Raw genomic sequence first — 13,644 nt, 5'->3', positions numbered from 1 at the left:
CTCCTACACGAGGCTTCACTCCACGCTCGTAGGAGCCGGCTTGCCGGCGAAAGCGCCCGGCCTGACACTGCGCAGCGCACGGTTCGCTGGCAAGCCAGCTCCTACACGAGGCTTCACTCCACGCTCGTAGGAGCCGGCTTGCCGGCGAAAGCGCCCGGCCTGACACTGCGCAGCGCACGGTTCGCTGGCAAGCCAGCTCCTACACGAGGCTTCACTCCACGCTCGTAGGAGCCGGCTTGCCGGCGAAAGCGCCCGGCCTGACACTGCGCAGCACGCGGTTCGCTGGCAAGTCAGTTCCTACACGAGGCTTCACTCCACGCTCGTAGGAGCCGGCTTGCCGGCGAAAGCGCCCGGCCTGACACTGCGCAGCACGCGGTTCGCTGGCAAGCCTGCTTCTACAGGCTGGGCGATCAGCGCAACTTGAACCCGCCGACCTGGCGTGCGAGGTCCTCGGCCAGGCGCTGCAAGGTCCGACAGTCTTCACGACAGGCATGCACTTCAGCGGCAGTGGCCCGAGCCAGATCGGAAATACCCTGGACATTGCGGTTGATCTCTTCGGTCACCGCCGACTGCTCTTCGGTAGCGGTGGCCACCTGCTGGTTGATCTCGCTGATGTGTTCCACCTGCCCGGTAATCGCGGTCAGCGAAGCCCCGGTCTGCTGGCTCGACTCGACGCCCGTGCCGGTCGCCGCCTGCCCGGCGTGCATCGAGGTCACCGCATTTTCCGCGCCTTGCTTGAGGCTTTGGATCATCTGCTGGATTTCATCGGTGGACGCCTGGGTACGTTGGGCCAGGGTCCGGACTTCATCGGCCACCACGGCAAAACCACGACCCAGGTCCCCGGCCCGAGCGGCTTCGATGGCCGCGTTGAGGGCCAGCAGGTTGGTCTGCTCGGAGACCCCGCGAATCACCGCCAGCACCTGATCAATCGAAGCCACCTGTTCCGCCAGCTCGCTCACGGCAGCGGCGGCCAGGGCGATTTCCCCGGACATGCTCTCGATGTGCCGGATTGACCCACCCACCACGTCCCTGGCCTGCAGGGCTTCGTCTCGGGCTGACTGGGAAGCGTCCGCCGCCTGTCCGGCATTACGCGCGATGTCCTGGACCGTCAGGCCCATCTGATGCACCGCGGTGGCCACCATGTCGGTCATTTGCTGTTGCCGGCCGGAGCGTTCGGCGGTGTTCTCCACCACCGCAGCCACTTGCCCGACGGACGAGCGCAGGCGCTCGGTGGTGGCCAGCACTTCGCCGATCATGCCGCGCTGGCTATCAAGGAAACGGTTGAAGCCCCGGGCCAGATCCCCCAGTTCGTCGGCGCGACTGGCATCCAGGCGCAGGGTCAGGTCACCGCCACCACTGCCGATCGCGACCAAGCCGTCGGTCACCTGTCGCACTGGACGCACCAGCCCACGGGCCAGCCATACCACCAGCAACAGGCAGACCATGGCGATGGCCAAGCCAATCCCGGTGGTCGTCCACAGGGCTTGCCGGGCCTCAGCATAGATCTGTGCTTCGGGCACCTCCGCTACCAGCGACCAGCCCATGCCCCGCAAAGGCAGGCTCAAGGCGAGAAAACCTTCACCGTCCCGCTCGAAGCGGCTGCTGGCCAGCCCTGCATGGCCCATGACCGCCTCGGCCGCGGTGGCGCCGATCTGCTCCGACAGATGCCGTTTGCCACTGAATTGCGCCTCGGGGTGCACCTGGATCAAGCCGTCCGAGCGCACCAGGTAGACCTTGCCACGCTCGCCGAAACTGAAATTGTGGATCAGCTCGGACAACGCCTTCATCTTCAGCCCAAGCCCGGCAACGCCCACCAGCTTGCCGTCCTTCTTGACCCGCAGATCGATGAACATCGCCAACTCGCCAGTCGTCACATCAGTGTCGATGTTCAATAGCCGTGGCTGGTCGCTGTCGATGAAGTTGTAGAACCAGGAGTCCTTCGGGTTGGACCGGCTAAGCGTGCGATCCAGGCCTTTCTCGTTGTAGTAGTGATTGCTCGCGGTGCCCACCATCAGCGTGGTGAAGGCCTGGCTCTCGGCACGGATGCCTTCCAGGTAGTCGACAAATGCCGGGGCCTGGGAAGGGTCCTCACCGGCCGCCAGCCAGTCACGCAACATGCCATTGCTGGCAATGCCCCGGGCAACCGTCAGCGGCTGGGTGAGGATGCGTTCGATATCGTTGCGCATGGCTTCAATGCTCGAAGGCAGCGCCCTGTCCACCAGGTAGTTCTGGGTCAGGTTATTGATCAGCACGGTGTAGAGGGCTACGACCACTAGCAGGCTGACCAGCAGGGCCGATCCCATGCCGAGGATCAGCTGCCATTGAATACTGCGTCGCCAGAATTGCATGGAACACCTCTTTCTTATGGTTATAAGAGGCTGAGATACCGCGCCAGCCGCGGAAAGTTGTATACAAACATTAATAATGTTTGTCCAACTCATTACCCGCTAACTGTGTGCAGTTCCATCAATTCTGCTGGATAGTCTTGGCGATCACCTCGACCGTGGCGCTCACCTGCTCCTGATAACGCTCAAGCTCCTGCGCATGCTGCTTCTTCATATCGATCTGCTGCGAACACAGGTTCATCGCTGCCAGCACCAGCAGGCGCTCGCCAATCAGCGTCGGGTACTTCTTCTTGGTGTCGGCCAGGGCCGCCTTGAGCATCAACGCGGCGTCCATCAGGGTTTGTTCCTGACCTGCCGGCGCCTTGATCGAATAATCCTCCCCCAGGATCGAGACGACCTTCACCCCATCGATGTGATGCTTCATGGATTGGCCGGGCTCGCACTGACACGCTCAACCAGAGCCTGGATCCGGGCGGTGGTAGCGCCCTGCTTTTCTTCCTGCTCCATCAGACTCAGCTGCAAGCTGTCGTTTTCATCCTTGGCCTGGGCCAGTTGTTCCTTGAGGGCTTCGTTCGTACCGAGCAGTTCCTGATTCTGTACCACCAGATCACTGACCAGCTGTTCCAATTGGCTGAGGGATGCTTCCAACATTTTGATCTTCCAGGCTTTTTGCAAAGGGCGCGTACGATAAAGAAAAGTCACCTTGGATGCCAGGGTTATCCAGGCGCAAAGCCTTGATTTTACTGGCGATGACCGTTCCGCGAGAGCTGTTAGAGACTGCCTTTCTCCCCTGCGGTTCCTGACGGTCCGTCGGACCTTGCATTTTTTTCGGAAGTTTCCCAAAAAGCATCCCGATATTTCTGAACATGCTCCTGGCGGTTCAAGAAGCACTTCTTCAATGCGATAGCACAGGTACGTCCCCGATTCACAAGGCGCAAACAGCGCTCACCCGAGGTAAATTCAATGTCCCTGCGCACCATGAATATCGCTCCGAGGGCATTCCTCGGATTTGCCCTGATAGGCTGCTTGATGTTGTTTCTCGGGGTCTTTGCCCTGAATCAGATGAGCAAGATCCGCGCAGCCACCGAAAGAATTACCCAGGACACCATTCCCAGCATCAAGAGCGTCGATGACTTCACTCAACTGACCCTGCGCCAGCGGGTCCAGGCCTACCGCCTATTGATCAACCGTGTACCTGAAGCGCAACAACGCGCCATGGATGCCATTGCTCAGCGCAACCAGATGATCGAAGCAGCCCGGGTGAGCTACGAACCGCTGATCAGCAGCCCTGAAGAGCAAGCCGCCTACGATCAATACATCAAGCTACTGAGCGAACACCGCGAACTGGAAAACCGGCTGATCCAGCTGTCACAGGACAACCAGCTCGAAGGCATGCAAAAACTGTTGAACAGCGATCTGATGGAGAGTGCCGACACCATCAACAAAGTCCTGGAGCAGTTGGTGAAAATCAACACCCAGTACTCCGAGACCAGTGATCAAGAAGCCGCCAGCCAGTACAACAAAGCCGTCAACCTGGTGGTGATACTGCTGGTGTTATCCACCGGCCTGACCCTGCTGTTCGCCTGGCTGCTGACCCGTAGCATCACCCAGCCGATCGCCAATGCCCTGAGCGCCGCCGAAGAAATCGCCGAAGGCAATCTGTCCCGGCCGATCGAAGTCGACGGCAACGATGAAGCCGGGCGCCTGCTGCAGGCCATGGCCAAGATGCAGGAAAAGCTGCGTGACACCCTGCAGCGCATTTCCGGCTCCGCCCACCAACTGGCTTCGGCTGCCGAGGAGCTCAACAGCGTCACAGACGAAGGCGCTCGCGGCATGAACCAGCAGAATAATGAAATCGAACAAGCGGCCACTGCGGTCAATCAAATGACCAGCGCTGTGGAAGAAGTGGCGCGCAATGCCGTCAGCACCTCCGAGGCCTCCCAGAGCGCGACCCGTTCAGCCGAAAACGGGCGGGACATGGTGCAGGAAACCGTCTCGGCCATTGAGCGCATGACCGGTGATGTGCAGGGCACTGCCAGCCTGATCGGCGACCTGGCCAACGAATCCCGGGACATCGGCAAGGTCCTCGACGTGATTCGTGGCCTGGCCGACCAGACCAACCTGCTGGCCCTCAATGCCGCCATCGAAGCCGCCCGCGCCGGTGAAGCCGGTCGTGGTTTCGCCGTGGTCGCCGATGAAGTCCGCGCCCTGGCCCATCGCACCCAGCAGTCCACCAGCGAAATCGAACGCATGATCGGCAGCATCCAGAGCGGCACCGAGCACGCCGTGGACTCCATGCGCAACAGCACCGAGCGCGCCGAGTCGACCCTGAACATCGCTCGCAGCGCCGGCCAGTCCCTGGACACCATCAACAGTGCCATCAGCGAGATCAACGAACGCAACCTGGTGATCGCCAGCGCCGCTGAAGAGCAGGCCCAGGTGGCCCGGGAAGTGGACCGCAACCTGGTGAACATCCACGACTTGTCGGTGCAGTCCACCTCGGGCGCCAACCAGACCCGCGCCGCCAGCAACGAGTTGTCACACCTGGCCGTCGATCTGAGCAACCTGGTGACCCGCTTCACCCTCTAGTGACCTGCCAGCGCGCTCCGGCCCCTGTGCTTCACGGCCGGAGCGAGGGCTACCGTCGCTCACTCCCCTCCGATAGGTGTGTACCCAACAGGCTAAATCCACGGCGAGACTCAAGACTTTAGTCGTACGACCGATATGTCACGGTAGATCAGTCTCAAGCCCCGCACGGATGCGCCCTTTTTGGTACCCCACCATGTCCCTACGTAATATGAATATCGCACCACGGGCCTTCCTCGGCTTTGCCATGATCGGCGGCTTGATGCTGATCCTCGGTGTGTTCGCCCTGAACCAGATGAGCAAGATCCGCGGCGCCGCCGAGGACATCACCCTGAGCAGCGTGCCGAGCATCAAGAGTCTCGACGAGTTCACCCAACTGACCCTGCGTCTGCGGGTGCTGTCCTATCGTTTGCTGGTCAACCGTGAACCTGATGTCCAGCAAAAGACCATTGAACTGCTGGAGATGCGCAACCAGCAGATCCGCAGCGCCCAGACCACCTACGAGAAGCTCATCACCAGCCCGGCGGAAAAATCCGCCTACGACCAGTACATCCAGTTGCTGGGTCAGTACCGGCAGATCGAAGAGCGGATGAAGACCCTGTCCCGCAGCAACCAGGTGGACGAGCTGCGCAACCTGCTCAATACCGACTTGCTGAATAACTCGGAAGCCATGAACACGGTGCTCAACCGCCTGCTGGAGATCAACACCCAGCAGACCATAGACACCAACCAGAAGGCTGCCGTGCAGTACTCCTCGGCGTTCAACCTGGTGGTCACCCTGCTGGTACTGGCTACTGGCCTGACCCTGCTGTTCGCCTGGCTGCTGACCCGCAGCATCACCCAGCCGATCGCCAATGCCCTGAGCGCCGCCGAAGAAATCGCCGAAGGCAACCTGACCCGACCCATCAAGGTCGATGGCAGCGACGAAGCCGGGCGTCTGTTGCAGGCCATGGCCAAAATGCAGGAAAAACTGCGCGACACCCTGCAGCACATCTCCGGTTCCGCCACCCAGCTGGCCTCAGCAGCGGAAGAGCTCAACTGCGTCACCGAAGAAAGCGCCCGCGGCCTGACCCAGCAGAACAACGAAATCGAGCAGGCAGCCACCGCCGTCAATGAAATGACCAGCGCCGTGGAAGAAGTGGCGCGCAATGCCGTCAGCACCTCGGAAGCCTCGAAGAACGCCACCACCTCTGCCGGTGACGGTCGCGACCTGGTGCAGGAAACCGTGTCCGCCATCGAGCGCATGAGTTCCGACGTGCAAAGCACCGCCAGCCTGATCGGCGACCTGGCCAATGAATCTCGGGACATCGGCAAGGTGCTCGATGTGATTCGCGGCCTGGCCGACCAGACCAACCTGCTGGCCCTCAACGCCGCCATCGAAGCCGCCCGCGCCGGTGAAGCCGGTCGTGGTTTCGCCGTGGTCGCCGACGAGGTCCGCGCCCTGGCCCATCGTACCCAGCAGTCCACCAGCGAAATCGAACGCATGATCGGCAGCATCCAGAGCGGCACCGAGCACGCCGTGGATTCCATGCGCAACAGCACCGAGCGCGCCGAGTCGACCCTGAACATCGCCCGCGGTGCCGGCCTGTCCCTGGACACCATCAACAGCGCCATCATCGAGATCAACGAGCGCAACCTGGTGATCGCCAGCGCCGCCGAAGAACAGGCCCAAGTGGCACGGGAAGTGGACCGCAACCTGGTCAACATCCGCGACTTGTCGGTGCAGTCGGCCACCGGCGCCAACCAGACCAGTGCAGCCAGCAACGAGCTGTCGCGCCTGGCCGTCGACCTCAACAGCATGGTCGCGCGCTTCAGCCTCTGAAGCTCCCGGCGAGCGTGGAAAAACCCCCTGCGCACGCCGCCTTCAGGGAATCTGCCGCTGTCACAAAAAGCTTTTTGACAGCGGCACATTTCAACAGGTTAGAATCGCTGGCACGTAGACTGCATGGTCAGTTTGCGCCCGCCTTTTTCGCTCTGGAGTACTGCCTTTGAATGCGACGACCATCAACAGCCTGTTCTTGATCGGCGCGTTGCTGGTAGGTGCGAGCATTCTGGTGAGCTCACTTTCATCCCGTCTCGGCATCCCGATCCTGGTGATCATCCTCGCCGTGGGCATGACCGCCGGGGTCGATGGCGGCGGCATTGTTTTCGACAACTACCCGACCGCCTATCTGGTGGGCAACCTGGCACTGGCGGTGATCCTGCTGGACGGTGGCCTGCGCACCCGGGTTGCGAGCTTTCGCGTGGCCCTGTGGCCGGCGCTGTCCCTGGCCACGGTGGGGGTGCTGATCACCACTGGGCTGACCGGCATGGCGGCGGCCTGGCTGTTCGATCTCAACCCGATCCAGGGCCTGCTGATCGGCGCCATCGTCGGCTCCACCGACGCCGCTGCGGTGTTCTCGTTGCTGGGAGGCAAGGGCCTCAACGAACGGGTCAGCGCCAGCCTGGAAATCGAATCCGGCAGCAACGACCCGATGGCGGTGTTCCTCACCGTGACCCTGATCGACATGCTCGCCAACGGCCACACCGGCCTGCACTGGAGCCTGTTGGGCGACCTGATCCGCGAATTCGGCATCGGTGCAGTGATCGGCCTCGGCGGCGGCTGGCTGATGCTGCAACTGGTCAATCGCATCCACCTGGCCAACGGCCTGTACCCGATCCTGGTGATCGCCGGCGGCCTGGCGGTCTTTGCCCTGACCAACGCCTTGCACGGCAGCGGCTTCCTCGCGGTGTACCTGTGCGGCCTGGTGATCGGCAACCGGCCGGTGCGCAGCCGCCACGGCATCCTGCACATGCTCGACGGCATGGCCTGGCTGGCACAGATCGGCATGTTTCTGGTGCTGGGGCTGCTGGTCACGCCCCACGACCTGCTGCCCATCGCCCTGCCGGCCCTGGGCCTGGCGCTGTGGATGATCCTGTTCGCCCGGCCGCTGTCGGTTCTGGTGGGCCTGCTGCCGTTCAAGGCCTTCCACCCCCGGGAAAAAGCCTTTATTTCCTGGGTCGGGCTGCGGGGCGCGGTCCCCATCATTCTCGCGGTGTTCCCGTTGATGGCCGGGCTGCCCAATGCCCAGCTGTATTTCAACCTGGCGTTCTTTATCGTGCTGATCTCGCTGCTGGTGCAAGGCACCAGCCTGCCATGGGTGGCCAAGTGGCTCAAAGTGACCGTACCACCAGAGCCGGCGCCGATTTCCCGTGCCGCACTGGAAGTCCACGTCACCAGCGAGTGGGAGCTGTTCGTCTATCGCCTGGGCGCGGAAAAGTGGTGCATCGGCGCCGCCCTGCGCGAGCTGAAAATGCCCGAGGGCACGCGGATCGCGGCCCTGTTCCGAGGCCAGCAACTGCTCCATCCGTCGGGTAGTACGGTGCTCGAAGTCGACGACCTGCTGTGTGTGATCGGTCATGAACACAACCTCCCGGCCCTCGGCAAACTCTTCAGCCAGGCGCCGGAACGCGGGCTCGACCTGCGCTTCTTCGGCGACTTCGTGCTGGAGGGCGACGCCCAGCTGGGCGCGGTTTCAGCACTCTACGGGCTACAACTCGACGGCCAGGACGCGGACATGCCGCTAGGGGCGTTCATCGCCCAGAAAGTCGGTGGCGCACCGGTAGTCGGCGACCAGGTGGAGTGGAACAACACCATCTGGACCGTGGCAGTGATGGACGGGAACAAGATCGGCAAAGTCGGCGTCAGATTCCCCGAAGGAAGTCGCCCCGGCCCCGGACTCTTCCTCTAAACTCGGGAACGCGCCAGGCTGCCGCCGCGGCGCTCCCCCTATTTCCACTTGCTTGACCGACCTCTATGCCTACCCTGCGTAAATTTATCGCTGTTGCCCTGCTGGGCCTGAGTCTCTCTGTCGGCGCCGCACAGGGCGGCGATCCGCCCAGCGCCGAGGCGGTCCAGCAAAACCTGGACAAGATCGCCGAGCGCAAACTGCCCGAAGCCGACCAGAAGGCCCTGCAGACCCTGCTGCAGAACACCCTGAGCCAGCTGAACAACAAGCAGGACTACGAACGGCGCCTGGCGGACCTGAAACAACAGCTGAGCAACGCGCCGCGCCTGACCGCGGACAACCAGCGTGAACTGGCGCGCCTCAAGGCCAGCAAAGTGGTGCCGGTGGCCCAGCGCTATGCCACTCTGGCGGTGTCCCAGCTGGAACAACTGCTGGCAGAACGCAGCAGCACCCAGGGCGAGCTGCAAAAGGCCCTGGCCGATGCCAACAGCCTGACCATCACTGCCCAGACCCGCCCCGAGCGCGCCCAGGCCGAGATCAGCAGCAGCCAGACGCGCATCCTGCAGATCAACGCCGCACTCAAGTCCGGCAAGGACGGCGGCAAGCTGCTCAGTGCCGACCAGCGCAATCTGCTCAATGCCGAGCTGGCGGCGATCAACGCCCTGATCCCCCTGCGCCGCCAGGAACTGGCGGGCAACAGCCAGCTCCAGGACCTGGGCAACAGCCAGCACGACCTGCTGATGGAAAAGGCCGCGCGCCTGGAACAGGAAATCCAGGACCTGCAGACCCTGATCAACCAGAAACGCCTGGCCCAATCCCAGGAAACCGTGACCCAGCAGTCCATCGAGGCGCAGAAGGCCGGGGGCAGTAGCCTGCTGGCCACCGAGAGCGCCACCAACCTCAAGCTCTCCGACTACCTGCTGGTGTGCACCGACCGCCTCAACGAGCTGACCCAGCAGAACCTGCAGACCAAGCAGCAACTGGATAGCGTGAGCCAGACCGATGCGGCCCTGGACGAACAGATCAACGTGCTCAAGGGCAGCCTGCTGCTGTCGAAGATTCTCTACAAGCAGAAGCAGGCCCTGCCGCGCCTGAAACTGGACCGCGACCTGGCGGACGAAATCGCCGACATCCGCCTCTACCAGTTCGAGATCAACCAGCAGCGGGAACTGCTCAGCAGCCCCAGCGGCTACGTCGACAACCTGCTCAAGACCCAGCCCGCCGAGCAGGTCACGCCGCAACTGCGACGGACCCTGACCGACCTGGCGATGACCCGCGCCGACCTGCTGGAACGCCTGAACCGTGAGCTCAGCGCACTGCTCAACGAATCCATTACCCTGCAACTGAATCAGAAGCAGCTGCTGAGCACCTCCCAGAGCCTGCGCGCGACCCTCGACGAGCAGATGTTCTGGATCCCCAGCAACAAGCCCCTGGACGCCGAGTGGCTGCAGGAAGTGCCCCAGCGCCTGGAGAAACAGGTCACCACCCTGCCCTGGGCCTCCAGCCTCAGCGAACTGGCCGACGGCCTGGCCCAGCGGCCGCTGCTGTTCCTGCCCCTGGCGCTGTTGATCGGCGCCTTGCTGTGGCGGCGCAAGGCCCTCTATGGGCGCCTGAGCAAGGTGCACAAGGACATTGGCCACTTCAAGCGCGACAGCCAATGGCACACGCCGCTGGCGATCCTGGTGAACATTCTGCTGGCGATGCCGGTGACCCTGGCCCTGGCCCTGTGCGGCTATGCCCTGCAGATCGACGCCCGCGGGCAGAACGCCAACCTCGGCGCGGCGCTGCTGCAGATCGCCCAGGCCTGGCTGGTGTTCTATACCGCCTATCGGATCCTCGCCCCTGGCGGCGTGGCCGAGCTGCATTTCCGTTGGGAAAAACCCCAGGTGGAATTCCTCCAGGGCTGGGTCCGGCGCCTGGGCCTGGTGGTCCTGGCGCTGGTGGCCGTGGTAGCGGTGGCCGAGCATCAGCCTGCGGCCCTGGCCGAGGACGTGCTGGGCATTGCCGTGGTGCTGACCTGCTATGCACTGATGGCCTGGCTGCTGAGCCGCCTGCTGCTCAGCAGCCCGACCCACCAGAACACCTCGCTGTTCCGCAAGGCCGTGGGTGTGCTGTTCACCCTGCTGCCGATCGCCTTGTTCATCGCCGTGTGCTTCGGCTACTACTACACCGCGCTGAAACTCAGCGACCGGCTGATCAATACCCTGTACCTGCTGATGTTCTGGCTGGTGATCGAGGCCACCTTCGTCCGCGGCCTGAGCGTGGCGGCCCGGCGCCTGGCCTACCAGCGTGCCCTGAGCAAGCGCCAGGCAGCCAAGGAAGCCGGGGAAAGCGGCGAGTCGGTGGTGGAAGAGCCGACCCTGGACATCGAGAAGGTCAACGAGCAGTCCCTGCGCCTGATCCGCCTGGCCCTGCTGGGCGGCTTCATGGCGGCGCTGTACTGGGTCTGGGCGGACCTGATCACGGTGTTCTCCTACCTGGACAACGTCACCCTCTACGAATACACCAGCGGCACCGGCGCCAACATGAGCATGGTGCCCATCAGCATCGGCGACGTGGTCGGCGCGCTGATCATCGTCGGCATCACCTTCGCCCTGGCGCGCAACCTGCCAGGCCTGCTGGAGGTCCTGGTGCTGTCCAAGCTGGACCTGGCCCAGGGCAGCGCCTACGCCACCACCACCCTGCTGTCCTACGCCATCGCCGGGATAGGTTTCGTCGCCACCCTGTCGACCCTGGGGGTCAGCTGGGACAAGTTGCAGTGGCTGGTCGCAGCCTTGTCCGTTGGCCTGGGTTTCGGCATGCAGGCGATCTTCGCCAACTTCATCTCCGGCATCATCATCCTGTTCGAGCGCCCGGTGCGGATCGGCGACACCATCACCATCGGCAACCTGTCGGGCACCGTGAGCAAGATCCGCATCCGTGCCACCACCATCACCGACTTCGACCGCAAGGACATCATCGTCCCCAACCAGACCTTCATCACCGGGCAACTGATCAACTGGTCGCTGACCGACACCATCACCCGGGTGACCCTCAAGCTCGGCGTCGACTACGGCTCGGACCTGGACCTGGTGAAGGAGTTGCTGCTCAAGGCCGCCCGGGAGAACCCACGGGTACTCAAGGAACCCGAGCCCCACGTGTACTTCCTGAACTTCGGGGAAAGCACCCTGGACCATGAGCTGCGCATGCACGTGCGCGAGCTGGGGGACCGCAACCCGGTGGTCGACGAGGTCAACCGCTTCATCAACCGCGAGTTCAAGAAACAGCACATCAACATCTCGTTCCGGCAGATGGAGGTCTACCTGAAGAACCTTCACGGCCAGGAGTACAAGATGGTGCCCATCGAGCCGGAGGCCAAGACGATAGTCCAGACAGCCGACGGCAAGCCGTTGCCGGAACCGCCGCCAAGCAAACTCGACTAAGCCACCTTTCCCCAGCAGAATACTCGGACATTCTGCTGGGAGATGGCCGTTGAAAGCCCTCGACGAACTGACCTTCGACAACCGTTTCGCCCGCCTCGGCGATGCCTTCTCGACCCATGTACTGCCCGAACCTCTGGACAATCCGCGCCTGGTAGCGGCCAGCCCTGCCGCCATGGCGCTGCTGGACCTGGACCCGGCCGTGGCCGAAAGCCCGGTATTCGCCGAGCTGTTCGGCGGGCACAAGCTGTGGGCCGAGGCCGAGCCGCGGGCGATGGTCTATTCCGGGCATCAGTTCGGCTCCTACAACCCGCAATTGGGAGACGGCCGCGGGCTGCTGCTGGGCGAGGTCTACAACCAGGCGGGGGAACACTGGGACCTGCACCTGAAGGGCGCCGGCCAGACGCCCTATTCGCGCATGGGCGATGGCCGTGCGGTATTGCGCTCTTCGATCCGCGAGTTCCTCGCCTCCGAAGCCCTGCATGCCCTGGGCATTCCCAGCAGCCGCGCCCTGTGCGTCATAGGCTCGGACACTCCGGTATGGCGCGAGAAACAGGAGCGTGGGGCGATGGTCCTGCGCCTGGCGCCAAGCCATATACGTTTCGGCCATTTCGAGTTTTTCTACTACACCAAGAAACCCGAGCAGCAGAAGCAGTTGGGAGAGCATGTGCTGGCCGCGCATTTCCCCGAGTGCCTGGAACAGCCTGAACCCTATCTGGCGATGTTTCGCGAAATCGTCGAGCGCAATGCCGAGCTGATTGCCAAATGGCAGGCCTACGGCTTCTGCCACGGGGTGATGAACACCGACAACATGTCGATCCTGGGCATCACCTTCGACTTCGGGCCGTTCGCCTTCCTCGATGACTTCGACGCCCACTTCATCTGCAACCACTCCGACGACCAGGGGCGCTACTCCTTCAGCAACCAGGTGCCCATCGGCCAATGGAACCTCAGCGCCCTGGCCCAGGCCCTGACGCCGTTCATCAGCGTCGAGGCGCTGCGGGAAAGCCTCGGTCTGTTCCTGCCCCTGTACCAGGCGCACTACCTCGACCTGATGCGCCGGCGCCTGGGCTTCACCCAGGCCGAGGACGACGATCAGAAACTGGTGGAGCGCTTGCTGCAACTGATGCAGAACAGCGGCGTCGACTACAGCCTGTTCTTCCGCCGCCTGGGGGAGGAAGCCGCGGAACAGTCGCTGGCGCGGCTGCGGGACGATTTCGTCGACCGCAGCGGCTTCGATGCCTGGGCCGAATTGTACCGGCAACGGGTCGCCCGCGATCCGATCCAGGGCCAGGACCTGCGCCGGGAGCGCATGCACGCGGTCAACCCGCTGTACATCCTGCGCAACTATTTGGCGCAGAAAGCCATCGATGCCGCAGAAGCGGGGGACTACAGCGAAGTGCGCCGCCTGCACCAGGTGTTGAGCCGACCGTTCGAGGAACAGCCCGGCATGGACAGCTACGCCGAACGCCCGCCGGAGTGGGGCAAGCACCTGGAAATCAGCTGTTCGTCCTGAGTCGGGCGCAGCTTTGCATCGGCACCTTGAAGCCCCCGGCCAACCAGCGG

General features: G+C 63.1%; 7 protein-coding genes and 4 pseudogenes. 7 read left to right on the top strand and 4 right to left on the bottom strand.

The window, feature by feature from the left end; all coding sequences use genetic code 11:
• Window positions 1–410: 410 nt before the first annotated feature.
• From GV819_RS33680 to GV819_RS06410, 4 genes and pseudogenes are all read right to left on the bottom strand, one after another.
• Window positions 411–1,142, bottom strand: coding sequence for a methyl-accepting chemotaxis protein (locus tag GV819_RS33680; RefSeq protein WP_372242033.1), 732 nt, complete (start codon window positions 1,140–1,142; stop codon window positions 411–413).
• A 135-nt stretch (window positions 1,143–1,277) separates the two neighbouring features.
• Window positions 1,278–2,303: pseudogene (locus tag GV819_RS33675) on the bottom strand (cache domain-containing protein); the annotation flags it as partial.
• A gap of 163 nt (window positions 2,304–2,466) precedes the next feature.
• Window positions 2,467–2,769 (bottom strand): cell division protein ZapA, encoded by a 303-nt coding sequence (locus GV819_RS06415; protein WP_161754607.1) that lies wholly within the window; start codon window positions 2,767–2,769, stop codon window positions 2,467–2,469.
• The gene (locus tag GV819_RS06410) at window positions 2,766–2,996 is read right to left on the bottom strand and encodes a hypothetical protein (protein ID WP_161754605.1); all 231 of its coding nucleotides are present in this window, start codon (window positions 2,994–2,996) and stop codon (window positions 2,766–2,768) included. Before GV819_RS06410 ends, GV819_RS06415 begins: the two co-directional genes overlap by 4 nt.
• Before the next feature lie 312 nt (window positions 2,997–3,308).
• Between GV819_RS06410 and GV819_RS33670 the strand changes: the two are divergent.
• From GV819_RS33670 to selO, 7 genes and pseudogenes are all read left to right on the top strand, one after another.
• Window positions 3,309–3,803: pseudogene (locus tag GV819_RS33670) on the top strand (MCP four helix bundle domain-containing protein); the annotation flags it as partial.
• Window positions 3,804–3,839: 36 nt separating this feature from the next.
• Window positions 3,840–4,934 (top strand): annotated as a pseudogene (locus GV819_RS06405) (methyl-accepting chemotaxis protein); the annotation flags it as partial.
• Between the two features lie 169 nt (window positions 4,935–5,103).
• Window positions 5,104–5,850, top strand: a pseudogene (locus GV819_RS33665) (MCP four helix bundle domain-containing protein); the annotation flags it as partial.
• Window positions 5,851–5,880: 30 nt separating this feature from the next.
• Window positions 5,881–6,753, top strand: a complete 873-nt coding sequence (locus GV819_RS33660; RefSeq protein WP_372242032.1) for a methyl-accepting chemotaxis protein — start codon at window positions 5,881–5,883, stop codon at window positions 6,751–6,753.
• A gap of 166 nt (window positions 6,754–6,919) precedes the next feature.
• Window positions 6,920–8,662, top strand: coding sequence for a potassium/proton antiporter (locus GV819_RS06395; RefSeq protein WP_161754599.1), 1,743 nt, complete (start codon window positions 6,920–6,922; stop codon window positions 8,660–8,662).
• A gap of 65 nt (window positions 8,663–8,727) precedes the next feature.
• Window positions 8,728–12,081, top strand: a complete 3,354-nt coding sequence (gene mscK, locus GV819_RS06390; RefSeq protein ID WP_161754597.1) for a mechanosensitive channel MscK — start codon at window positions 8,728–8,730, stop codon at window positions 12,079–12,081.
• A gap of 49 nt (window positions 12,082–12,130) precedes the next feature.
• On the top strand, window positions 12,131–13,594 hold the full coding sequence (gene selO, locus GV819_RS06385; RefSeq protein ID WP_161754595.1) for a protein adenylyltransferase SelO: 1,464 nt from the start codon (window positions 12,131–12,133) through the stop codon (window positions 13,592–13,594).
• The last annotated feature ends 50 nt before the right edge of the window (window positions 13,595–13,644 follow it).

Source organism: Pseudomonas sp. Fl5BN2, from assembly GCF_009908205.1.
Taxonomy (GTDB): domain Bacteria; phylum Pseudomonadota; class Gammaproteobacteria; order Pseudomonadales; family Pseudomonadaceae; genus Aquipseudomonas.
Note: the sequence above shows the minus strand (reverse complement) of the source record. Positions and strands in the feature narration are given on the sequence as shown.

Coding starts and splice junctions, on each gene's coding strand:
- GV819_RS06415 (WP_161754607.1), bottom strand. CDS start 2,769: ATGAAGCATCACATCGATGGGGTGAAGGTCGTCTCGATCCTGGGGGAG.
- GV819_RS06410 (WP_161754605.1), bottom strand. CDS start 2,996: ATGTTGGAAGCATCCCTCAGCCAATTGGAACAGCTGGTCAGTGATCTG.
- GV819_RS33660 (WP_372242032.1), top strand. CDS start 5,881: ATGGCCAAAATGCAGGAAAAACTGCGCGACACCCTGCAGCACATCTCC.
- mscK (WP_161754597.1), top strand. CDS start 8,728: ATGCCTACCCTGCGTAAATTTATCGCTGTTGCCCTGCTGGGCCTGAGT.
- GV819_RS33680 (WP_372242033.1), bottom strand. CDS start 1,142: ATGGTGGCCACCGCGGTGCATCAGATGGGCCTGACGGTCCAGGACATC.